Source organism: Methanobrevibacter sp. (genome assembly GCF_015062985.1).
Lineage (GTDB): Archaea > Methanobacteriota > Methanobacteria > Methanobacteriales > Methanobacteriaceae > Methanocatella.
On sequence record NZ_SUTI01000004.1, the window covers coordinates 22,876 to 45,300 of the forward strand.

The window sequence follows — 22,425 nt, forward strand, 5'->3', positions numbered from 1 at the left end:
TCATTCAACGATACTTTTAAATAGTATCAAAGCACAATATATACACAAGGTGATAACTATGTATATAACAATAAGAGCATTCGACGATATGTACGGACCAAAGCCATTAGTTTTAGATGGAATAGTGAAACTGGTAAAGGAACCTGACAACAAACATGACCCTGAAGCAATAGCCTGCGAAATGAGGCATTTCGGAAAAATAGGATACGTTTCAAACAGCACCCATACCGTAGTAAAAGGCACAATGAGCGCCGGAAGAACATATGACAAAATTTCCGATGAGTATGTTGCAAAAATAAAATTCATTTACAGAAAGACTGCAATAGTAAAATTGCTGTCAACAGAGGAATTCAGCGAAGAAGTGAAAAAACCTGAAAGCGACATACACTTCCTGTTTGACGATTTGTCAAAACTTCATTTGGAGGAAAAACAATGATAATTCCAGAAGTTGGCGAATTGAATTCCGGCATCGAACTTCTAAAACCGCAATCACATAAACATGTGGCCATCATCCCCCTAAAAACAGAACCTAATTATGCACTGGATATCCTGACACTTAAAAAAGGTTTTGAATTGGGTCTTGTTGAAGTCAAGGAATTGGAACACTCAACAGTAAACACTCTGATAGTTAAAAACAATGCCGTGACTCCATTGCTTTTGATTGACGGTGAGGAAGTTGTAGGCGGAGATCAAAACAGGATTATCAACTCAACAATACTTATAGCTCCAAAATCTGAATGCCCAATTTCTGTCAGCTGCACTGAACAAGGCAGATGGGCATATAAAAGTGAATTTAAAAGTTCTGTGCATTTAGCGGACTTCAATACACGCAGACAGAAGTTAAATGCTGAACGCTTCAATGAGCCTGTTCAAAGCGCGGTATGGTCATCAATCAACAAACTTGAAAGGTCAATCGATTTTTCATCCCCGACACAGGCAATGTCTGAAAGTTATGAATCCCAAAGAGTCAACCATGAGGAATTTTTAAAGGAATTTAAGATTGTTGATGGTCAGAATGGAGTTTTAGTCATCGTCAATGGTGAGATACAAGGTTTTGAACTCCTATTGAATCCTGAAATCTATGGCCATTTCCATGAAAAGATAATCAAAAGCTATCTAATCAATTCAAAAGTTGAAAACACAACTTTTACAATAAACTCTGATGAAGCCAGACTTGTAATCGAAAATGCAAAAGATTCAACCTTTGAGGATAAAAAAAGCAATGGTTTGGAAAATGCTTATGAATTTGAAAATTCCGCAGGATTTGGAAATCTTTATATTTACAAGGATGAAATCCTTCACTGGTCATACTTTAAAAAGATTGATGACGAAGAGGCGGATGAAGGCATTGAAGAACCTGCCGAATCAACAGAGTTCATCCTTTAAAAACCTTTTTTTCTTTTTTTTAATCCAATATCCCTTCTATTTTTAGCAGCTCTATTTTTTTATCCACACCGGCAGCATAACCCGTAAGCTTGCCCTTTGCCCCCAATACCCTGTGGCATGGAATCAGAATAGAAATAGGATTGTGGCCTACTGCACCTCCCACAGCCTGGGCTGACATTTCAGGAGAAATTCTTGATGCTATCTCGCCATATGTCATTGTTTCACCATATGGAATTTCAGACAATATTTTCCAGACCTTCATCCTGAATTCGCTGCCCATCGGATTCAACTTGAAATCAATCCCGGGGTTTAGTCCCCCAAAGTAATCATCAAGAAATCTTGTCACTTCATCAAAAATAGGCAAATCATCTTTTTGGATTGTCTTTTCAATGTTGGCTCTGAAATATTTCTGACCGTAAAACCATAGCCCGACAACAGCTTCGCCGTCACTTACGATCAACATTTCGCCGATTGGAGAGGAATAGTCAGTTGAGTAATACATAGCTACATATATGATTTGAAAAATTCTTCAAACTCCTCATCTTCCATAGGTTCCGGAGTTGATATCTTTTCATTAGCCATTATACTTGAAGCAAGGTCTCTGTATTCTTGTGTTTCATCACTTTCAGGGTATTTTTCAACGACGGTTTTTGCATCTAATTCAGCATCCTGAATCAAGTTACTTCTATGGATTGTACCAATAACATGTGTGCCAATCTTTTCTGCAAAGTCTGCAACTATCTTCTCTTCATTATCAACATTTCTGCAATTGCAGACGATACCGCTCAGATTGCCCTTAAGTTTTTTAACACCGCGGACAATATTGTTGGCTGCATAAAGTGACATGTATTCACCTGAGGTGACAATGAGAACCTCATCGGCATATTTTTCACGCAACGGTACGGAAAAACCTCCACAGACAACATCACCTAAAACATCATAAACAACGACATCAATGTCATCATCAAAAATACCCAGCTGTTCAAGGCGTTTCATAGCCACAATAACACCTCGCCCGGCACATCCCACACCAGGTTCCGGACCTCCGCTTTCAACGCATTGTATGCCTTTAAAACCTTCAAACACCAGGTCTTCCTTTTGAGGTTTTCTGTTTTCCTTCAATGTATGGACAACGGTCGGGATTCTTGAACCATATAATGTTCGTGTAGTATCGGCCTTCGGATCGCAACCTATAACCAGGCAATTTAAGTCTTCACTGGCCCAAACAGCGGACAGATTGGCTACTGTAGTACTTTTTCCTATTCCGCCTTTTCCATAAATAGCTATTTTCTTAATCATCACAAGTCCTCTCGACTAATTTGTATATAAAATCATTTTCCCTTACTTTAGTTGGAATAGCGATTGCCACATTGCAACCCTTCTCAACATTCGAAACGGATTTTCCTTCAATTTGCATAGATTCAATGACATGGTTGACGGAGCCTGTGGTCTTGCCCTGAATAATTATCCTGTCTCCTATTTTCAGGTCATCCCATATTCTGATTTCGGCTGCCTTGACCTTGTTATAGTAATTCACCACCTGACCAATGTCTTTTTTGATGAATTTTGATTGGTTGTCTTCACTTGTCTCAAAGGGAGTGTTGAAGTAAAAATTGGTGTCGAATCCGCGATTGAACACACTGGTCAACTCATCCATCCATGAGTCCTTCACCTCATAATTAACCGGGTCATCATTATAGTCATCTATGGCTTCCCGATATATTCCTGTGACCATTGCACCATAATCCGGGCTTCTGGCTCTTCCTTCTATCTTAAATGAATCTACACCGCTTTCAATAAGCTGCGGAATGTATTCTATCATGCACATGTCCTTGGGTGAGAAAAAGTTGGTTCTATAGCTTCCGTCATCACTGGCAGTTATGATGAATGATTCATCCTCGACATCAGAAAAGTTTATGACATTGTCTTCGCCCTCTTCATATGTCAGGGTCCAGTTTTTGCGGCAAGGCTGCAGGCAGTCACCGCAATTGGCGCTTCTGCCATATAAGCCATAGCTTAAAAAACATCTTCCGGAAATGGCCATGCATATTGCACCATGAATGAAAACTTCTGTCTCAATAGGGGACCTTTCAGCGATTTTAGAAATTTCGCTTAAGGACAGCTCCCTTGAAAGGATTGCTCTTTTGGCGCCCAGTTTCTTAAGTGTCCTTAATGTATATGAATTGGTGACGTTCTCCTGAACGCTGATATGGGCTTCCAAGCCATGGGAAACAGTGTCTTCAATCAGGCCAATGTCTGATAAAATTAGTCCATCAATTTCAGATGATGAAATCGCTTCCAGGTTGCCTTCAAGCTGCCTGGCGCGCCTTTCATTTAAAATAATATTTGTACATAAATAGGTTTTAGCCCCATATTCCTTTGCAATTTCAGAAACTTCAGGCAAATCTTCAAGAGTAAAATTTTTTGCATTGGCCCTCATGTTATAATCATCAAGGCCAAAATAAACTGCATCAGCGCCATTTTCCAAAACTGCACGAAGGGAAATGAAATTTCCCGCAGGAGCTAATAGTTCAACCATAAAAATCTAAGGTTTATAATAGGTTTCAGCTTCAAGACCTTCAGGAATTTCGGTAGGATATTCCTCATTAATACATCCTAAACATAAGTTCTCTTTCGGCATTCCAATAGCTTCGACCAATGCAGGCAATGTAATATAACCTAAAGAATCAATGTCCAGCTGTTCCTTGATCTCTTCAGTAGTGTAATTTGCCGCTATCAGCTCTTTTTTGGTTGCCATTGCAACACCATAATAACAAGGTGAAATAACAGGAGGACAACCTACCAAGAAATGAATTTCAGCCGGTTCCGCTTCCTTTACAAGATCCAATAACTGTTTGGAAGTGGTACCCCTTACAATACTGTCGTCAATTAAAATAATTTTTTTGCCTTTAATGGCTTCCTTAATAGGATTTAACTTAAGTCTGACCGCCAATTCCCTTTCCTCTTGGGTTGGCATAATAAATGTTCTTCCAACATACCTGTTTTTAATCAAACCTTCACCATATGGAATGCCGGAAGCTCTTGAATATCCGATAGCTGCCGGAATGGATGAATCAGGTACTGGAATTACAACATCAGCATCAATAGGATACAGCTTGTGCAGCTGCTTACCAATGTTCATTCTAGTCTGATAAACGTTTATTCCGTCGATTGTACTGTCAGGCCTTGCAAAGTAAACATATTCAAACATACAGTGTGAGAGTTTGCATTTTCCTGCACTTTCTAACATATAGGAGTTAATTTCATTATTTTCAAAGTATACGACTTCACCAGGCTTGATGTCTCTGATATATTTGGCATTCACAACATCAAATGCAACGGTTTCGGATGCTAAAATGTAATCTCCATCCCTGTCGGCAATGGCGAGAGGTTTTATTCCCATCGGATCCCTAACACCATACAAATCACCGTTCACTAAAATGGTCAATGCATAAGATCCGACCAATTTTTTAGAAACGCATTCGATGGATTCTATGATATCCTTTTCATTATCATGATGCTCTTTTTTAAGCATGTAACATATCACTTCGGAATCAGTGTCGGATTTGAAATCATAACCGTCCCTTATTAATTCCTCTCTCAATTCATCTGAATTAACGATGTCTCCGTTATGTGCCATGGCTATAAATCCGTCATCAAAATCAGTTACGAAAGGCTGTGAATTCTCAAGTTTTGACTGGCCGGTGGTTGAATATCTTACATGCCCGACAGCCATGTTTCCCAATAAATTCTGGATTTCATAGTCCTTAAAAACATCGGTTATCAGACCCATTCCGCAGTAATAATTCAATCCTTTTTCCGGATTAAAAGTAGCTATTCCTGCTGATTCCTGACCTCTATGCTGTAAAGCATATAAACAATAATAAACAAAGGATGCGATATTTTTAGACTCATCATTTGAATGATATCCGACAATACCACACTTATCTTCCATTTCTCCTTGCATTTGCTAACTCCTATAAAATAGTATAATTATAATTTTCTTTTAACTAGTATAAAATAATATTTGTTTTACAAAAACTAATCCCAGAAATTCTCAAAAGCATCGCTGACATCATAGTCCTCTTTAACTTCAGGTATGTCCTTTTCCTCTTCATGAGACAGTTCTTTTTTCAAATCATCAGAATTATCATCTACGAAGATTAATGCCGTTTTAATAATTTTTAACCATTCTATTGCTTTATCTTTGGATTCTGATGCGATAAAACCTTGCCCTACGATAATATTGTCAGGTTTAAACTTATTTGTAGCTATTACAACCCTTTCTTCATCAGTCAAATCCTGCCTGAAGGTTTCCTGCCACAACTCATCCAACCTAAAAATTTCAAGAATATCACGGGAGTAGATATTCTCATAGCGTGATCTGAATGATTCAAAATCAGATTTTAAACCGTTAATGTCCTCAATCAATTCATTATTTTCCTGGGACAACACTTCATTTTCTTTAATGAGCTGATTATAGTCATCAAGCAGATTATTATAGTTATGAGTTACTTTTACAAGTTTATTTTCCAATGAATGGATGTTTATTAAGTTCAGAGAATAAGATAATGTTGATTTTATTATTGAGTTCAAAATCTCTTTTTCGGCAAGCTTGAAATCAATAGACCCGTCCTCAACAACAAGGTTATTATAATCAAATAACCCGATATGATTAAAATCAGTCTTCAATTCATTAAAAAGAATATTGAATGTTTCATCATGACCATATCCACCTATCAAAAGAATATCGGCACCGGTAGCCACCTTTTTAACCATATCCAATTCTACGGTTGGAATAATGGATGAAACAATTATATTATAGTCATCTTCAAGTTGGATATCATTTACAGCCTTTGAAACGAACTGCGCAATATCCAAATTCGATACAATTATACGAACATCAATTTTGGATTCATGAGCTTCGGTTTCCATGATATTACCTAAATTACATTAATTTTTTCATGCCATTTCCATGCAGACTCAATAATCTGGTCCAAATCATATTTAGGATTCCAGCCCAATGTATTTTTGATTTTGGATGAATCTGCTACAAGAATAGCTGGATCACCTTCCCTACGTTCGGCAATCTTTACATCAAAGTCAGTGTTTGTGACTTCCTTACATTTTTCAATGATTTCAAGAACAGAGTATCCCTGACCATTTCCCAAATTAAAGACATTTGATTCATTGCCATCGCATAGATATTCATATGCCTTGATATGAGCATCGGCCAAGTCATTAACATGGATATAATCACGGATGCATGTTCCATCGGGAGTATCATAATCATTTCCAAAAATTGAAATGCTCTCACGTTTTCCGATAGCCGCATCCAATATCAATGGAATAAGGTGAGTTTCAGGGTCATGCAATTCCCCGATCTCACAATCGAAATCACAACCTGCCGCATTAAAATATCTTAAAGATACGTATTTGAAATCACCTTTTTCAGCTTCCCTTTCCAAAGCCTTTTCGGTGATGAATTTGGAGTGTCCATAAGGATTGATTGGTTTTAAGTCTTGGTCTTCAGTTATAGGTATCTTTTCAGGATTTCCATAAACCGCGGCAGTTGATGATAAAATAAATTTGTCAACACCAAATTCTCTCATAATCTGCAAGAGATTTAATGTGTTTCTATAATTATTCTTTAAATACATTTGAGGCATTCTAATAGATTCTTCAACTGATGAAAATGCGGCGAAATGAATGACGGCATCAATGTCATATTTCTCGAAAACCTCCCTTAGACTTTTGCTTCCAAGGTCATAGTTTTCAAGATTTCCCCATTTGACAAATGACTCATAACCTTTGCATAGGTTGTCAACAACTACGGTTTCATAACCTTCACTGTTTAAGAGCTTATTTGTATGGGAGCCAACATAACCCGCTCCACCAGTAATAAGAATCATTTAAACACCCTTATACGAATTTACCTAATTTAAGTAAAGCTTTTGGAGATACTTTAATTAATTTTTTAACAATTTCAGTAGTGGAAATTTTATCAAAGCTTTCACCTTGGAATGCGTGAGCAATGCTGTCCAGTTCCTCATCGGATAAGGTGAGTAGGTATTCTTGAACTTTCTTATACCTTTTGATTTCATGGTCAAGCTCTGCATGAGCCATTTCATCATATTGTTTTAAGAATTTTTTAGAACAGTCCTCTTTGATAGCTTGAGCGGCCACCTGACCTGCGCACATTCCACCGGTCATACCGCTGATGATTCCTCCACCGGTCAATGGGTTTACCTGACCTGCCGCATCTCCGCAGACTAAAATATTATCGTCATAAAGTTTTTTGGTCATACCCCCAACAGGATCTCCGCCCACATTCAACTCAACAGCCTGAGCGTTTTGGGTGTATGGACATTTTGCAATAAAATCATCCAAGTATTCCTTAGCGGTCTTTTCCGCTTTGTGTGGTAAAATCGCCAAACCGACATTTGCGATGTCATCACCTTTAGGGAAAATCCACACATATCCTCCAGGAGCACATGAACCTAAGTAAAATTCAATTACTCCAGGCCTTTCAAATTCAACATTACACATTTCATATTGTACACCGGATTCCATTTCTTTAGGTTTTGCTGCAGGCCTTAATCCTGCCCATCTTGCAATGTGACCTTCAGGGCCGTCTGCAGCGATTAGTATTTTACATTTGTAATCTATTTTTTCGCCCATGCATTCGGTGTTAACAATATATCCGTCTTCTATTTTTTCAATGCCTGTGACCAAGGTTTTGATTTTGATTTCAGCACCTGCTCTTGCAGCATCCATTGCCATGTGCTTATCGAATACTTTCCTTTCCAAAATGTATCCTGCTTCAGGTAATTTGACCTCTTCGCTAGTTAACCAAACGTCGGTTCCGTCAGGAGTCTGTATTCTTACACCTTGGATTTCCTGGGTAACCCAACGAGGTGAAGGTTCAATGCCTAACTTTTCAAGCCCTTGAATTGAAACACCTTCAGCACATCTTTTTGGTGAACCGATTTCAGACTTTTTATCCATTAAAATTACTTTTGCACCACCTAATGCAGCATGTTTAGCTGCACTAGAACCTGCTGGTCCTGAACCAACTACAATTACATCAGTTTCAATCATATTATCATTCCTCTTTTTCTAATGCATCTATAGGACATGCCTTAATACATGTGTCACAGTCTTTACAGTCATCATCATTAAAAACTAATGAATACTCTCTTACTTGAATTAAATTTCTTGGACAAACTCCAGCGCACTCACCACAAAATGAGCACCAATCTTTAACAATCATAAAATATCTCCTATATTAAACAATTTATGTTATAATTAGTATCTTTTTTATTATATTAAAATGTTTACTAAAAATAGATATATAAAGGAATAAAAAAAGAAAAAAATAAATTTTAAAGCATTATTTTACCAATAATACAGGCACTTCAGAATTTCTTAAGAGCCTTTCTGAAACGGAACCTATTTGAGTATCAGACACATTATTTTCATCAAATGATACGAATCTGTTATTATTGGCCCCATGTGCATGAATAACGACCAAATCTGCACGGGTCTGGTCTACAATGAATTTCATATCTCTTAATGGATCTGCAGTAAGCAAATGTTCAGTGACTTCAATTCCAACAGCATTTGCCTTTTCAGTAATTTTGGCCAAAATAGCATCACCGGAATCCTCTTCCGAATCGTAGCTGCTGAATGAAAATTCTTCCAGAACGTGGACGGCGGCAATCTTTGAGTTGAACTTTTGGGCTATCTCAATAGCAATGTCAGCTGCCTCAAATCCATAATCTGACCCGTCAACAGGAACTGCAATAACATCAAACATCAAAATCACCCTTTAAGGTAGTCGGCATGGCAGAAATCAATGAAATTATCAACGATTTCATCAATGTTTTCACTGTCATCAATGATTTTCCCATCATCCATGAATATTGCCCTGTTGGACAATTCCTTAATGAAATCGGTATTGTGTGAAATCATTACAATGGTAATTCCATAATCCTTTGAGATTGTTTTTAAAGCATTTGTTACATCCCTTAAAGTAACAGGGTCCAAATCTCCAAATGGTTCATCCAAAAGCAGGAATTTAGGTCTTGAAATCAATATCAATGCGAGCATTACACGAACCTTCTGTCCACCTGACAACTCGTAGGATTTCCTGTGCAATATGCTCATGTCCAAATCAAGGCTTTCAAAGATATCAGCCACTGCCTCTTTTGTTGCAGTCTCAGGGAATTTCGGGAACAGGTCATCCAAAATATCGGAATCAAGTCCAACCTGCATTAAACGGTCACGTGCCTCAGTTTCAGGCAAATCTGTGAGCAGATAAAATGAATCCAATAACTCTTCACTAATGCCAACATTTCTAGCCCTTTTCTGAGCTTCCTTAACAATATTGTCATTTTTATAACCTAAACGAACAGCTAACTGGTTTAAAACGGTAGCATAATGGTTTAATGCAAATTCCTGATGCATGAATCCTAATTTGGATCTGATTTTCATACGGTTCATTCCAGGAATGTCAATGTCAGCCCATTCACCATCATCCAATTTGTATAGCACTTCTCCCCTGTCAGGGTCATCCAATCCTCCAAGCATTCTTAGGAGTACGGTTTTTCCCGCACCGCTTGGACCGATGATGCTTAGGATATTTTCCTTTTGGACCTTGAAATTAATGTCCTCAATCTGAAGAACTTCACCGCCTGTCAGCAAGTAGAACCTTTTGTAGATGTCTTTTGCCTCCATGACATCCTCATCGGTTGATATGTTTTTGATATCTACGATTTCATCCATATCCTCCATGAACTCATCACAGATTCTTTCAGGAGTGCCTTCATCAGCAATTTCACCGTCTTCAAGTAAAATTACCCTATCAGCCAGGTATTTCTGTACATCCGGCAAGTGGGACACGACAATTACAGTAATATTCAATTCCTTGTTGATTTTTTTAACTGCATCCAATATTTCCTGTTTGGTTTTAGGGCATGCCATGGTAGCAGGTTCGTCAAGAAGCAAAGCTTTAGGGCGTTTTGCAAGTTGCCTTGCCATAATAAGCCTTTGCTTTTCACCTCCGCTTAAAACGGAAGCATAATGGTCTGACTTATGGGTCAATGAAACAAGCTCTAAAAGCTCATCTGCCTCATCGCCGAATTCGCTTTCCGCAAGTTCCAAATTGGCATCACCTTCATCATAATAACTGCGGGCATACAATTTTCTTAAAACGTTTTCACGCACGGTATCCGGCCATAAGCCGAAAGACCTTTGAAGGTGGATTGCAGTTTCCTTTTTGAGATTATTGTAATAAAATTGAGAAGATTCGGAAGTTACCTTAACATCACCTACAGTGATACTTCCTTCATCAATGTGTTCAACACCTCTGAGTGCCCTTAAAAGAGTAGTTTTACCGGAACCACTTTTTCCCATGATTCCCAATATTTCTCCTTCTTCAACTTCAAAACTGACATTTTTAAGTGCACTAACAGATGTTCCGTCTGCTAATTCATATTCTTTACTTACATTTTCAACTTTTATCATTATTTATGCCCCATTAATATTAATACAAATTTATATTAATGAAAGTATTTATATTTTATATTAACTTATTAAAAGAACGTGATTTAAATGGCAAATGAAAATAAAATTCAAGAATATGCTGACAGTTTAGAACAGGAAAAAATTATGATTGAAACTCATTTCGTAAACATTGAAAGAATTTTAAAAGACAACGAAAAGCTAGACCAGGAAAAACTTATTGGACTTATGTCTAACTTCAATACACTGAACATTCAATATGACCAGTTATGCAATGACCTAATCAAATTCATTCAAATCTTCAAAAAGGAAGAGCATGAAATCAGACTCTACAAAACTGATGAACTGATTGAACTGCTCGAAAAAAGGATAAATCAATTATAAGCATTTAATAATTATAATTGATTATAACATGACCACTAACATTTGTAGTTGTCTGCTCAGCTACAACTTCACCATTCCTTAAAAGTTGAACTGTAATAGGGCCTTCACCATAATCCTGCTTTTGAGCATCAATAAAAACTTTATCCCAAGAAGCACAGTCCAGTCCAAATGATTGATTGCCCTGTCCGGATTTAGTCACAATGTAATTAGGATCACCCATTTCAGCATACCAATCACCATCATACTTGATAACCGCTCTATAAGGATAGGAGGAATCTTTACTAATGCTTCCATCATCACCAATTACGTTTAAAGATTCATCATGAGTCGGCTGAGTAAGATTGTAAACAAAAGAAAAAACAAGCAACGCTATAATTATAAACCCCAATACAATAACGACCTTTCTAACAGCATTTATATTCAATCGACTGGATCTTCTTGTATTATTAACTCTCCTTCCACCTGTATCGGCTAAAAGATATGCACAGTTATCACAATAAACGGCATCATATGCATTATCATAGCCACACCGAGGACATTTTACCATAAATATTTACCTAACTCTATTTTGTTATAAAAACATTATAAAAATACTTCTATTTAAATTTAATGTAAAATTTGCTGTTTTTTAAAAAAAATGATAAAAGATTAGTGATAATAATTATAGACATTTTCAGCGGCTTTTTGATTCATGCCGTCTATTTTTTCCAAATCTTCAATTGATGCCTTTTTTATGTTATCAATGCTTCCAAATGCCTTTAATAGATTTATTTTTCTTTTTTTGCCTATTCCAACAATATCATCAAGAGATGAAGCTTGTATATTCTTGCTTCGAAGTTTTCTATGATATGTTATTGCAAAGCGATGTGATTCATCACGCACCTGCTGAAGCAGATGAAGAGCTTTGTTGTTTTTAGGAATAATGATTGGACGTTTAGTATTTGGAAGATATATTTCTTCAAACTCTTTGGCAAGCCCTATAATTGGAATATGAGTCAAATCCAATTTTTCCAATACTCCGCAGGCCATTCCCAATTGTCCTTTACCACCATCTATTACAATCAGGTCCGGTTCAGGGTCTGATTCAATCATTTTCAGCCTGCGGGTCAAGAGCTCTTCCATCATTGCAAAATCATTAGGACCGGGAGTTTCCATCCTGAAATGCTTATACTTTTTCTTGTCAGGCTTTGCATCCTTAAAGGATACTTTGGAGCCAACCGCAAATTCGCCGGAAATGTTACTGATATCATATCCTTCGATTACGCGCGGCAACTTTTCAAGCTTGAGGTATTTCTTAAGTTCAATCAATGAATTCTCCATCTTTTTCTTCTGATGCTTGATGATATCGGCATTCTTCTTGGCCATCTTTACAAGCCTTAACTTGACGCCCTTCTGCGGAACTTTAATTTTAACCTTGTTTCCCCTTAAGTCACTCAGCCAATCCTCAAGAAGTTCTTTTTCATCAATATCCTCATCCAAAAGAATCTGCTTAGGAATATGTCTGTTATAACCGTAATACTGCTGGATAAATGCGAACATTATCTCGGATGATGAATCATACTGGGCTCCGCTCATTAAAAAGTCATCACGCCCAACAATCTTTCCGTTTCTTATCGGCATTATGATGACTATGACCTCATCCTTGCTTGGAGAAATTGCAATTACATCCTGGTCCAGGTCATCATCAACCAAATCAACAAATTGCTTTTCCATAATCTCTTCAATGGAGGAAATCTGATCCCTTATCACTGCCGCCTTTTCAAACTCCTCATTTTCGGCGGCTTCAATCATTTCCACTTTAAGATTTTTGACAATGGTCGAATATTTGCCCTGGAAAAACAAGTCAATCTTATTGATTATTTCCGAATATTCCTCTTTTGTAATCCTGCCGTCACATGGAGCATAGCATAAATCAATCTGGGAATTCAGGCAAGGTCCATTCATATTTCTGCAAGTTCTTATTTTAAACAGTGATTTTAAAAACTTGACAGTCTGTTTTACAGAACCCACATCGGTAAACGGTCCGAAATAAACTCCATTCTTGGTAACATTTCTTGTAATGACCAGTCTTGGAAAATCCTCATCTGTGATTTTAACGTAGGGATATCTCTTATCGTCTTTCAGCTGAACGTTATATCTCGGACGATGCTTCTTGATTAATGTGGCTTCCAAAATCAGCGCTTCCTTTTCGGAATTAGTGACAATATACTCCAAGCTGTCAAAATGACTCATGAGTATTTGAGTCTTTGGCCTGTCCAGCTTTTCCCTAAAATAAGATTTGACCCTTTTGACAAGATTTTTCGCCTTGCCTATGTAAATGATGGTGTCTGTGTCATCACGCATTATATAAACGCCGGGCTTGTTTGGCAGATTGTCTGGGGATTTGACTTTAGTTGACATGAAAAAACCTATTTGAGTTCAACAATATCATTTTCTATCTTGACTTTGTTGTTTGCAATCATCAAATCTAAAACACTATTGATTCTTGTTGCAGTCTTTTTAGAAGTTGATTTGAAACCGAAATTGCGTGAGGTTTCCTTTGCAATCTGGCCTGTTGTAACATTTTGCTTGTAGAGCAATACTGTTTCTATATTTTTGGCTATCTCCTCATCTGAAATCAGATCAATATTCGGCTTAACTCTTTTCCTGATTACAATATTGTTGTTTGAAGCATCATATAAAAAGTCTCCGATTTTGATAATATCTCCAGAGCTTTCAGCTTCACTAATTGCGGCATTGACACGTTTTTTCAGATTGGAGCCTGCCCTTTTGATATTGCATGAATCCTTGATTCTGTTTGTCACTTCCTTGACATGAATCGGACCTTCAACATCAACAATATCATTAATTGACTTTGCCACTTTATCAATAGGCTGCTTGTACAATTCATCTGAGGAATGCATACCTATATCATCAATTTGAACATAATTTACAATTCTGTCTTCCATTTTGCCTCTAGCCGGAAGAACCTGGTCATCAAATGCCTTAAGCTGATTGTCTTTTTTATATCTTTCTCTTTCAATTTCCTTATAATCCTCATCAGCGCTTGAAATAATATCTTCCAAAGCCTGGTCCCTATAGTTTTCATTTCTGAACTGTTCATGGACAGGAACAATGACTTCATCATCTTTTGACATTTCCTTTTCAATTCTTTGCTCTTCTTTTTCGGCGAAGGTTAATTCCTGTTCCATTTGAAGTATCTTATCTGAATCATCATCACTTGGTCTGTTGAGATAATCCATAGGGTCATACTCTTCAGTCCTATCGACAACGGATACATAATCAATTTTGGTCGGATTTTCAATTTCCTTTAATGATTTATTGATGTACTGCATATCCTTCTTGATTCCCCTAAGTGAATCCTTAACGGATTTAGGCTTTTCTTCCTCATAATAGAAATTATTCTTTCTGAGCTTGCTTGTAACATCATTGGCTCCTTGATAATATGTAACACCATCTCCGATTTCTTCTTTAGGTGAAGTTGGAATATCTTCAATGATTTCTTCCTCCTGAGGAATTGTTTCAGCTTCAGCAGTGAATTCATCTTCAGGATAATCTATTTTAACTTCAGATTTGAATTTAACATCTTTAACAGGCACATCCTCTTTAGGAAGTGTTACTGGGTCTATCTCCCTTTCAGGATAAACCACCCTCTCAGAAACATCAGGCTCAACATCCCTACCAGGATAAACCACCCTCTCAGAAACATCAGGCTCAACATCCCTACCAGGATAAACCACCCTCTCAGAAACTTCAGTTTCTATTTCCTTATCAGGAGAAACTTCTTTTTGCAATTCCTCATCGTCAAACAAATCATCAAGGAAACTTTCCATTGCTTTTGATACAACTTCATTAGGTTTTTTGCGATTATCGTCATTATGCAAATCAGGCAATTCATCAGTGAAAATGTTTAACTCATCGCTTTCAGTATAATCCATTTTAGGAGATGGCCTTTCAAAGGAATCATCTTCATCACCTAAACTGTCAGTGAAAATATTCAAGTCATCATCATCGCTGACTATTTCCGCTTCCACAACTAAATCGTCTTTTGGAGCAGGTTTGTGAAGTGGAACTTCATCTTCTTCAATCACTTCTCCCCTAACAGTTTCAACCTCTTCTTTTTCAAGATGTGGTTCGCCGGTGACAACATCTGAAATAAATGATTTGACATAACCTGTTCTATTAGGTTTATGTCTGCGAGCTTGTGGTTTTTCATCAATTTCAATTTCCACATTCTCTTCTGCTGAATCGGCTTCGGATTCAGGTTCTTTAACTTCCTCATCATTTATAACATGCTCATCATCATGATTATGGTCAACATAAATGTAATCATCATCAGAACCCAAATCAACTTTATCATCTTCAGCAAAGTCGATTTTTTCATCAGAGCCTAAATCAGGCTCATCCTCTTGAACAAAGCTAACCTTTTCATCGGAAGTGAAATCAATTTCATCATCCAATACGCGCTCATCGTCATGACTGTGATCGACGTAAATGTAATCATCATCAGAACCCAAATCAACTTTATCATCCTCAATTTTTGGTTCTGGTGATTTTTTCTTAGATGAAGGCCTTTTAGGAGCTTCTTCAACTACTTCATCATGCTCTACAACAATATAATCATCATCTGACTCCATATTTTCAGGAGTTTCAACAAAATCATCAGAATCCAAATCCATCTTGCTTGTGAATTTCACTTTAGATTGTGAATTGGCATCTTCAGAGCCTAAATCTTCAACTTCAATATCCTCATTTAAAATCTGTTCGGTTGCATTTACTTCATCAAAACCAATATCATCAATTGTTTGGGCAATGTCCTCTTCCAAATCTGAGTTTTCCCCCAAATCTTTTGTGAATTTAAGTCCTGAGAACAGGGATGTTTTCTCTAATTTTTCTTCATATTCCTCATCATCTCTTAAGAATGATTTAACTTTATCAGAGATGACTTTTGAAAATGAACCTTTGCTTTCATCAGCATAATCCTTTTCATTTTCCCATACTTCAGCATTGTCTTCAGGAGAAACCCCTTTATCATATTCCCAAACTTCAGAATCACTATCATCATATTCTTCCTCAGTTTCCGAAGTTGTTTGCTCTTCACCATCAGTTGAGTCAATTTCGGTTTTGACAAATCCTTCATCTTCATAGTCATTACTTTCTACAGATTCAGAAGTACCCATCTCGGTTTCTACTTCGTCATTTGCAGATTCAACATCAACAAATTGTGAAGGAATATCCTCAACAACCTCATCTTCAACATTGACAAACTCAGAAGGACTATCCTCAAAAACAACCTTATCATCTTCAACATCAACATTGACAAATTCAGAAGGACTATCCTCAAAAACAACCTTATCATCTTCAACATCAACATTGACAAATTCAGAAGGACTTTCTTTAATAACATTATCTTCATTAATTGTTTTTTGACCGGATTCTTCTTCAAAGAATTCTGAAGGATCAATTTCAGAAACATCAATCGGCTTTTCCAATACGTCATCATCGGCTTTTTCAACTTCAACGAAATCGGACGGACCGATATCTTCAATGTTTACTTCATCACCGGATTGCTCTTCCTTCATTTTTCTTTCAGCTTCTTCACGTTCACGTGCAATTCTCAATTCTTCAGCTTTCTTTTCTGCTTCCAATCTTCTTTTTTCAGCCAGTTCCTTTTCTTTTTCAGATTTGCGTTTTTCTTCTGCACGTGTTTGGCGAATTGATTTTTCAACAAATTCCAAAAGTTTTTTACGTCCCAGATCCCTGTTCCTATACCAATCGGTTGACCATAAATGGTAAAGTTTCCAACCTAATCCTTTGAGCACCTGTTCACGTAATCTGTCCCTGTCACGGGCCACCTTACTTGATGAATACATTTTTCCGTCGGTTGTGATTCCCAAAATATATTTTCCGGGATTTTCATCATCGACAATAGCCAAGTCCACTCTAAATCCTGCACAGCCGATTTGCCTGTCAACAGTATAGCCGTTCTCTTCCAGGTAACTTGCGATTGCATCCTCGAACGGTTCATTAGTATATTCTCCGCCTTGCTGAGTTCCCAATGTTAAGTTTTCAGCATATTCCAGGAACTCCCTCAGGGATTTTACACCATAAGGCGGATTGGCTGTCAATTTCATGTCATAAGCTTTAAAGTTGGAGAATACCACACATTTTTCCCTTGCACGTGTAATCAATACGTTCAGTCTCCTTTCCCCACCGTCCTGGTTTAGCGGACCGAAGTTGAGTGACATTTTTCTGTCTTCATCATAACCGTATCCAACACTGATTAGGATAACGTCCCTTTCATCCCCTTGTATTGTCTCAAGGTTTTTAACAAAGAACCTCTCTTCTTTATTCTCTGAGAATAACGGTTCAAATTCCGGTCTTTCCTTACGTTTTACTTCCAATGCTTCCAATATCGCATTTTTTTGAGCAACGGAAAATGTTCCAACACCCAGACTCTTTGTATCACCATACTTTTCAAAGTGGTTGAAAATCTCTTCTGCAACGTCTTGAGCCTCCAGAGGATTTGCAGATGATGAACCCCTATGGTAAGCAGTGTTCGGGTTATAATGGAACTTCAAACCGAGTTCAGGGTCATTGTGTGAAGGTGAAGGGTAAACTAATAAGTCGTCATCGTAAAATTCCCTGTTTGAAACTGTAATCAAGGATTCGTGGCGGCTACGGTAGTGCCATTTAAGCATTTTTACAGGGAATGAAAGTTTACATAAATGCAGGATACTTTCCATATCGAGGGATGTGGCTTCCTCTTCATCGCTATCTGCATCTGACATCTGGTCGAAAAATGAAGTAGGAGGCAGTTGTTGGGTATCTCCCATGACCACTGCAGTTTTTCCTCTCATGAATGCTCCGAGTGCATCTTCAGGTTTTACCTGACTTGCTTCGTCAAAAATAACTACATCAAACTGCAATTCTTCGTTAGTCGGATCCAAATATTGTGCGATAGACAGTGGAGACATCATGAAACAAGGTTTAATCTGTTTTATCATTCCTCCTGCTTTTTCCAGAAGTTTTCTTACAGGCATGTGTCCGCTTTTTCTTGTGAACTCACCTGCAAGTATCTTTGCCTGAGGATTTTCTGTTCCTCCAAAGATTTTAGGGATATTGCTGTTCAGCTTTTGGAATATCCTTTTTCTGTTTAAAACAAGAATCTTTTTATCCAAATCTTTGAATTCCCTGATTCTGTTTTCATGAAGCTCACCGACAAATGTTGCGAGTTCATGGTTTTCAACAAATAATATATTTAATAATGAATCTGCAAAGTTTCCTTCAACCAATGCCTCGATATCCTCTTTTTTAATGTTTCTTTTCTCGATTGAATCTACAAACATTTTGGCATTGGATGATTTAAGTGCATTTTTGGTATTAAGGTATTGTGACCATAAGTGAAGGCTTGATAACTGTCCTCTCCAGTTGTACAATTGCTCCTGCCATGCCTCAAACGGAACGTCTCCTGTTTCCCTTTTAAAGATAAGTTTGCTTCTTGGGTTTAGCTTATCCTTAAGCCTGGTTAGAACCCTTACAAATTCTTCACCTGAGTCAATGTATTCGGCAAGGTCCCTTTCCGGCTTAATGTCAAACAGGTCCTTGCTCATCAAATCTATTGTATTTTGGGAAAATGTTCCTTCACGGACAAGTGCTGTAAATTCGCTCATCCATTTTGCAATTGCCTTCAAATCATTTGCATTTGCATTAAGGTGCCAATAGCCACCATAGTATTTTTTACCTAAAGCTTCATTGGCTTCCAGATTTTTCCTTAATTTAATTACTGCCTTTGCTTCCTGCAAATCCCTTATGATTTCATCAACACTTCCTGGAACCGGCACTGCATAATACCTTTCGACAAGTTCAATGTGCTGTTTGTTGTTAAAGAATCTGAATTTCTTGTGGGAAATGTTTCTTAACTCGTATATCAGCCTGTCAATATCTGCCTGGAAAATGCTTTGGTTGAATTTGGTTAAAGCTCCGGCATACTTCTGATACTTTTCAAGTTCATATATTAACTTAAATGCATCGTCATTGTTAGTATTCCATGCACCTGATTTGATTATGCTTCCGTCAATCAGTTCCGCATTTTGGGATTTGATGACCTCAAAGGCTGAAAGCGAATTCTGGAACTCGTTTAAGGTGTCCGGCTGCTTTATTCCATAAATGTCATAAACCCTTCCGCGCTCGACAAGGAAATTGTCCAATGCAAACAATGTATCATTTATCAGCATTTCGATTTCCCTTAAATCGGCCGGAAGCAGACTTTTAGGAGCGCATTTGCTCCAAGGATTTTCCTTTGAAATGGTCTGATAAAGCTCTGCCAGGTTTTCCAAAGCTATTTTCATGTCGTCCAAATCCTTAAGAGTAATGGATTCGGGATTTTCAAACCTGACCAAAGGCATTATTGCCCCTTTTGTTGCGAAATGGTCATCGGCAGATTCCTTCATTCCGTAGAGCTGGAACGCTGAAAGGTTAACGGCAAACACCGGCCTGTGGATAATCTGAGAATAATCGTCAAGCTGCCTTCGTAAAGTCTCCAGTTTGCGGATGGTCTGATCTATGTTTAAAGGCTCCTGAGCCCTTACATTAGTTGCCTTTTGAAGGTCTTTGAGGAACTTTTTCCTTCTTGTCTTGTGTGAATGCAATTCCAAAACGAATTTGCCCAGACCGACAGCGGTCAGCCTGTCCTTTACGACGTCCAATGCAGCCATTTTCTCTGATACGAAGAGAACTGATTTTCCTTCTGCCAAAAGCTCGGCTATCAGGTTTACGATTGTCTGGGATTTACCGGTTCCAGGCGGTCCTTCAACCACCAGATTGCGGCCAGCCTTGACGTCCTGAATGGCGGCAATCTGTGACGAATCGGCATCAAGAACCTGATACATGTTCTGATATTCCAGACATGAATCGATATCCTCTTCCCTGAATGCCTCCTGGTCATTTTTAGCTGGATTAAAAATGGCCTGTATCAATTCATTCTTGGTCAAATCAACATTATCTGCCCATGCATCAGGGTTCAAATCATTATACATTACAAACTTGGTAAAGCTGAAGAAACCTAAGGCCACATCATGATTGACTTCCCATCCGTCCATTCTTGATACTGCGCGGCGGACGCTTGCTATGTAATGGTCGATTACTTCACCATACCTTTTAAACTCAAAATCAGGAAGTTCTATTCCTGCCTCCAGCAGTTTGGCCTTAAGTGAAATATTGGTTTGGATATCCTCTCCGGTCCATTCAAGGTTGAATGATTCCCCAACCTTTTTCCTTTCCATTGAAACCGGAATCAACACCAAAGGAGCGTTATTCTTCTGTCTTGGCTTGGATTTGTCTTTCCACTGCAGAAAGCCAACGGCCAGATACAGGATGTTGTAACCTTGCTCCTGAAGCATTGTCTTTGCCTGGTTATTGATGTAATACAATCTTTTCTGAAGTTCCTTAGGGGTCAAATCGGTAGCCAATTTCTTGTCGCCTTCAGAAAACTTTGAAAAGTCAAAGGGAATATGATCCCACACCGAAGACTTGTCCTCCTTCTTATCCTTTTTGTTGGCCACAAAATACATCTTGTTTTCCTGCAGGACCAATGTCTGGAAAAGATTTGTGGGAGATTGATTTACTATGGTGAGGGTTTTAGCTCTTGACTTGAAGTTAAGAAGCTGGTTCCTTAAAGTTAAGTCCAAAAGCTCCTTACGTAAGTTCTTAAATTCCTTTTCGATTATATTATCTGATTTATTTAACATGATGACCCTTTGTAGTGTTTAAAAAAATTAAAAATGCATATATAAATATAGTTTTAAATATTAATAAAGTTTTCTAAAAATTGTTAAAAACTTGAATTTATGGCCAAAAATAAATTAATCATGATAAAATGAGACTAATATTAATTATAACATAGATTAAATGAATAATACCTGATGAAAATATGAAAAAAGATATCCTATAATATTATAGTCGCAAAATAATACTTCTGCATTTCATTTTGGGAAGAAAATAATTTTTAATAAATATAAGAATAAATGCCCGAATATAGAAAAATAATTTAAAATTCAATGCGATTGGTTGCTATCCTAATAACACCAATGAACTAGATGATTATCTAATTAAAATATTATTTTTCATTACTTTTGTTATTTTTTCTTTTTCCTTTAATATTTCATCCTTTGGAAAATGAGGGTATTTGTTTAGATATTCATCATATATCTTTAAAGCTTCATCATATTTTCCCATTAATTCAAGGGATTGACCATAATATAAATAATAATCATTTATTATAGCATACTTATCAAATTCTACTTTAGAAACTCTTTCAAATCCTTTTATTGATTCTTTAAATTGACCTAATTCAGCTAGAATTTTTGATTTCATAATGATTACTTGTATTTCATTCGGATTCAATTTTAAAATTTTATCTGCATAAATTAACGCATTTTCATAATCTCCTTTAGACATTAAAATATCACACATAGAACCTAAAACAGTTGCATTTTCACAATACGGTTCTAAAATTTTCTCAATGCAACTTATTGCTTCATCATATTTTTTTAGCTTGGAGTAACATAAACCTTTTCTTACAATGGTTATATAATCATTTTCCTTTTCTAAAACTTTGTCATAAATATTTAATGCTTTATCATAATCCCCTAAAAAAGAATAACATAACCCTTTTAAACTTAAAGCATTAATATTATCAGGATACTCTGCCAAAAATTTATCAAAACACTCAATTGCAAGTTCAAATTCATTTAATATACTGCATGCGATACCTTTATTGAGATCAATCCCAACTTCATTAGGAATAAGTTTAGAAAGTTCATCAAAACATTTAAATGAATTTTCTTTATCGTATAAATCCGCATAACAAAAACCCTTTGAGCTTAATGCATCTAGATTATTATACTTATCAATAACCAATATCTTATCAAGATAACTTATGGCTTTTTTACATTGCCGCTCATCACTATAATAATCTGCTTTTTTAAAATAATATTTAATAATCCGATTTTTAATCATAGATGCTCACTCTCATTATTAGTTGAATTAACTTTTAATCCATTATCTTTTAAAAGCTCCATTAAAATAATATACTTTATAAAATCAATGAATTCAATTGTCTGAATAGTC

At 37.0% G+C, this 22,425-nt stretch carries 17 protein-coding genes; 3 read left to right on the forward strand and 14 right to left on the reverse strand.

What is annotated here, in order from left to right:
* The first annotated feature begins 58 nt into the window (after positions 1–58).
* Positions 59–436 (forward strand): HIRAN domain-containing protein, encoded by a 378-nt coding sequence (locus E7Z77_RS02770; RefSeq protein ID WP_292749933.1) that lies wholly within the window; start codon positions 59–61, stop codon positions 434–436.
* A complete protein-coding gene (locus tag E7Z77_RS02775) occupies positions 433–1,386 on the forward strand; it encodes a DUF6569 family protein (RefSeq protein ID WP_292749935.1) in 954 nt (317 codons plus the stop codon). Before E7Z77_RS02770 ends, E7Z77_RS02775 begins: the two co-directional genes overlap by 4 nt.
* 19 nt (positions 1,387–1,405) lie before the next feature.
* Here E7Z77_RS02775 and E7Z77_RS02780 read toward each other — a convergent pair whose 3' ends face one another.
* The 10 genes from E7Z77_RS02780 to E7Z77_RS02825 form a co-directional block, all read right to left on the reverse strand.
* Positions 1,406–1,888: a methylated-DNA--[protein]-cysteine S-methyltransferase gene (locus E7Z77_RS02780; protein ID WP_292749938.1), complete on the reverse strand. Its 483-nt coding sequence runs from the start codon at positions 1,886–1,888 to the stop codon at positions 1,406–1,408.
* A 2-nt stretch (positions 1,889–1,890) separates the two neighbouring features.
* Complete coding sequence (gene cfbC / locus E7Z77_RS02785) at positions 1,891–2,685, reverse strand: Ni-sirohydrochlorin a,c-diamide reductive cyclase ATP-dependent reductase subunit (protein ID WP_292749941.1); 795 nt, start codon at positions 2,683–2,685, stop codon at positions 1,891–1,893.
* Entirely contained in the window at positions 2,678–3,925 is a 1,248-nt protein-coding gene (locus E7Z77_RS02790; protein ID WP_292749943.1) for a peptidase U32 family protein, read from the reverse strand. Before E7Z77_RS02790 ends, cfbC begins: the two co-directional genes overlap by 8 nt.
* A 6-nt stretch (positions 3,926–3,931) precedes the next feature.
* Positions 3,932–5,353: an amidophosphoribosyltransferase gene (gene purF, locus E7Z77_RS02795; RefSeq protein ID WP_292749946.1), complete on the reverse strand. Its 1,422-nt coding sequence runs from the start codon at positions 5,351–5,353 to the stop codon at positions 3,932–3,934.
* 74 nt (positions 5,354–5,427) lie between these two features.
* On the reverse strand, positions 5,428–6,321 hold the full coding sequence (locus tag E7Z77_RS02800; RefSeq protein WP_292749949.1) for a hypothetical protein: 894 nt from the start codon (positions 6,319–6,321) through the stop codon (positions 5,428–5,430).
* An 8-nt stretch (positions 6,322–6,329) separates the two neighbouring features.
* Positions 6,330–7,298, reverse strand: a complete 969-nt coding sequence (gene galE / locus E7Z77_RS02805; protein ID WP_292749951.1) for a UDP-glucose 4-epimerase GalE — start codon at positions 7,296–7,298, stop codon at positions 6,330–6,332.
* 10 nt (positions 7,299–7,308) lie between these two features.
* Positions 7,309–8,487, reverse strand: coding sequence for an NAD(P)/FAD-dependent oxidoreductase (locus E7Z77_RS02810; RefSeq protein ID WP_292749952.1), 1,179 nt, complete (start codon positions 8,485–8,487; stop codon positions 7,309–7,311).
* A 4-nt stretch (positions 8,488–8,491) separates the two neighbouring features.
* Complete coding sequence (locus E7Z77_RS02815; protein WP_292744004.1) at positions 8,492–8,659, reverse strand: 4Fe-4S binding protein; 168 nt, start codon at positions 8,657–8,659, stop codon at positions 8,492–8,494.
* Between the two features lie 120 nt (positions 8,660–8,779).
* A complete protein-coding gene (locus E7Z77_RS02820) occupies positions 8,780–9,205 on the reverse strand; it encodes a universal stress protein (protein WP_292749954.1) in 426 nt (141 codons plus the stop codon).
* Positions 9,206–9,210: 5 nt separating this feature from the next.
* Entirely contained in the window at positions 9,211–10,914 is a 1,704-nt protein-coding gene (locus tag E7Z77_RS02825) for an ATP-binding cassette domain-containing protein (RefSeq protein WP_292749957.1), read from the reverse strand.
* Positions 10,915–11,001: 87 nt separating this feature from the next.
* On the opposite strand from E7Z77_RS02825, the gene E7Z77_RS02830 reads away from it, so the two are divergent.
* Positions 11,002–11,295, forward strand: a complete 294-nt coding sequence (locus E7Z77_RS02830) for a hypothetical protein (RefSeq protein WP_292749960.1) — start codon at positions 11,002–11,004, stop codon at positions 11,293–11,295.
* 4 nt (positions 11,296–11,299) lie between these two features.
* Here the strand turns inward: E7Z77_RS02830 and E7Z77_RS02835 are convergent, their stop codons facing one another.
* From E7Z77_RS02835 to E7Z77_RS02850, 4 genes are all read right to left on the reverse strand, one after another.
* Positions 11,300–11,842 (reverse strand): zinc ribbon domain-containing protein, encoded by a 543-nt coding sequence (locus E7Z77_RS02835; protein WP_292749963.1) that lies wholly within the window; start codon positions 11,840–11,842, stop codon positions 11,300–11,302.
* 101 nt (positions 11,843–11,943) lie between these two features.
* On the reverse strand, positions 11,944–13,695 hold the full coding sequence (uvrC, locus tag E7Z77_RS02840; RefSeq protein WP_292749965.1) for an excinuclease ABC subunit UvrC: 1,752 nt from the start codon (positions 13,693–13,695) through the stop codon (positions 11,944–11,946).
* Between the two features lie 8 nt (positions 13,696–13,703).
* Positions 13,704–21,044: a DUF3320 domain-containing protein gene (locus tag E7Z77_RS02845; protein ID WP_292749967.1), complete on the reverse strand. Its 7,341-nt coding sequence runs from the start codon at positions 21,042–21,044 to the stop codon at positions 13,704–13,706.
* Positions 21,045–21,396: 352 nt separating this feature from the next.
* On the reverse strand, positions 21,397–22,314 hold the full coding sequence (locus tag E7Z77_RS02850) for a tetratricopeptide repeat protein (RefSeq protein ID WP_292749970.1): 918 nt from the start codon (positions 22,312–22,314) through the stop codon (positions 21,397–21,399).
* Positions 22,315–22,425: the final 111 nt, after the last annotated feature.

Excerpts from the sequence above, each read along its gene's own strand:
- E7Z77_RS02770 (WP_292749933.1), top strand. The coding sequence starts at position 59 with ATGTATATAACAATAAGAGCATTCGACGATATGTACGGACCAAAGCCA.
- E7Z77_RS02775 (WP_292749935.1), top strand. The coding sequence starts at position 433 with ATGATAATTCCAGAAGTTGGCGAATTGAATTCCGGCATCGAACTTCTA.
- E7Z77_RS02780 (WP_292749938.1), bottom strand. The coding sequence starts at position 1,888 with ATGTATTACTCAACTGACTATTCCTCTCCAATCGGCGAAATGTTGATC.
- cfbC (WP_292749941.1), bottom strand. The coding sequence starts at position 2,685 with ATGATTAAGAAAATAGCTATTTATGGAAAAGGCGGAATAGGAAAAAGT.
- E7Z77_RS02790 (WP_292749943.1), bottom strand. The coding sequence starts at position 3,925 with ATGGTTGAACTATTAGCTCCTGCGGGAAATTTCATTTCCCTTCGTGCA.
- purF (WP_292749946.1), bottom strand. The coding sequence starts at position 5,353 with ATGCAAGGAGAAATGGAAGATAAGTGTGGTATTGTCGGATATCATTCA.
- E7Z77_RS02800 (WP_292749949.1), bottom strand. The coding sequence starts at position 6,321 with ATGGAAACCGAAGCTCATGAATCCAAAATTGATGTTCGTATAATTGTA.
- galE (WP_292749951.1), bottom strand. The coding sequence starts at position 7,298 with ATGATTCTTATTACTGGTGGAGCGGGTTATGTTGGCTCCCATACAAAT.
- E7Z77_RS02810 (WP_292749952.1), bottom strand. The coding sequence starts at position 8,487 with ATGATTGAAACTGATGTAATTGTAGTTGGTTCAGGACCAGCAGGTTCT.
- E7Z77_RS02815 (WP_292744004.1), bottom strand. The coding sequence starts at position 8,659 with ATGATTGTTAAAGATTGGTGCTCATTTTGTGGTGAGTGCGCTGGAGTT.
- E7Z77_RS02820 (WP_292749954.1), bottom strand. The coding sequence starts at position 9,205 with ATGTTTGATGTTATTGCAGTTCCTGTTGACGGGTCAGATTATGGATTT.
- E7Z77_RS02825 (WP_292749957.1), bottom strand. The coding sequence starts at position 10,914 with ATGATAAAAGTTGAAAATGTAAGTAAAGAATATGAATTAGCAGACGGA.
- E7Z77_RS02830 (WP_292749960.1), top strand. The coding sequence starts at position 11,002 with ATGGCAAATGAAAATAAAATTCAAGAATATGCTGACAGTTTAGAACAG.
- E7Z77_RS02835 (WP_292749963.1), bottom strand. The coding sequence starts at position 11,842 with ATGGTAAAATGTCCTCGGTGTGGCTATGATAATGCATATGATGCCGTT.
- uvrC (WP_292749965.1), bottom strand. The coding sequence starts at position 13,695 with ATGTCAACTAAAGTCAAATCCCCAGACAATCTGCCAAACAAGCCCGGC.
- E7Z77_RS02845 (WP_292749967.1), bottom strand. The coding sequence starts at position 21,044 with ATGTTAAATAAATCAGATAATATAATCGAAAAGGAATTTAAGAACTTA.
- E7Z77_RS02850 (WP_292749970.1), bottom strand. The coding sequence starts at position 22,314 with ATGATTAAAAATCGGATTATTAAATATTATTTTAAAAAAGCAGATTAT.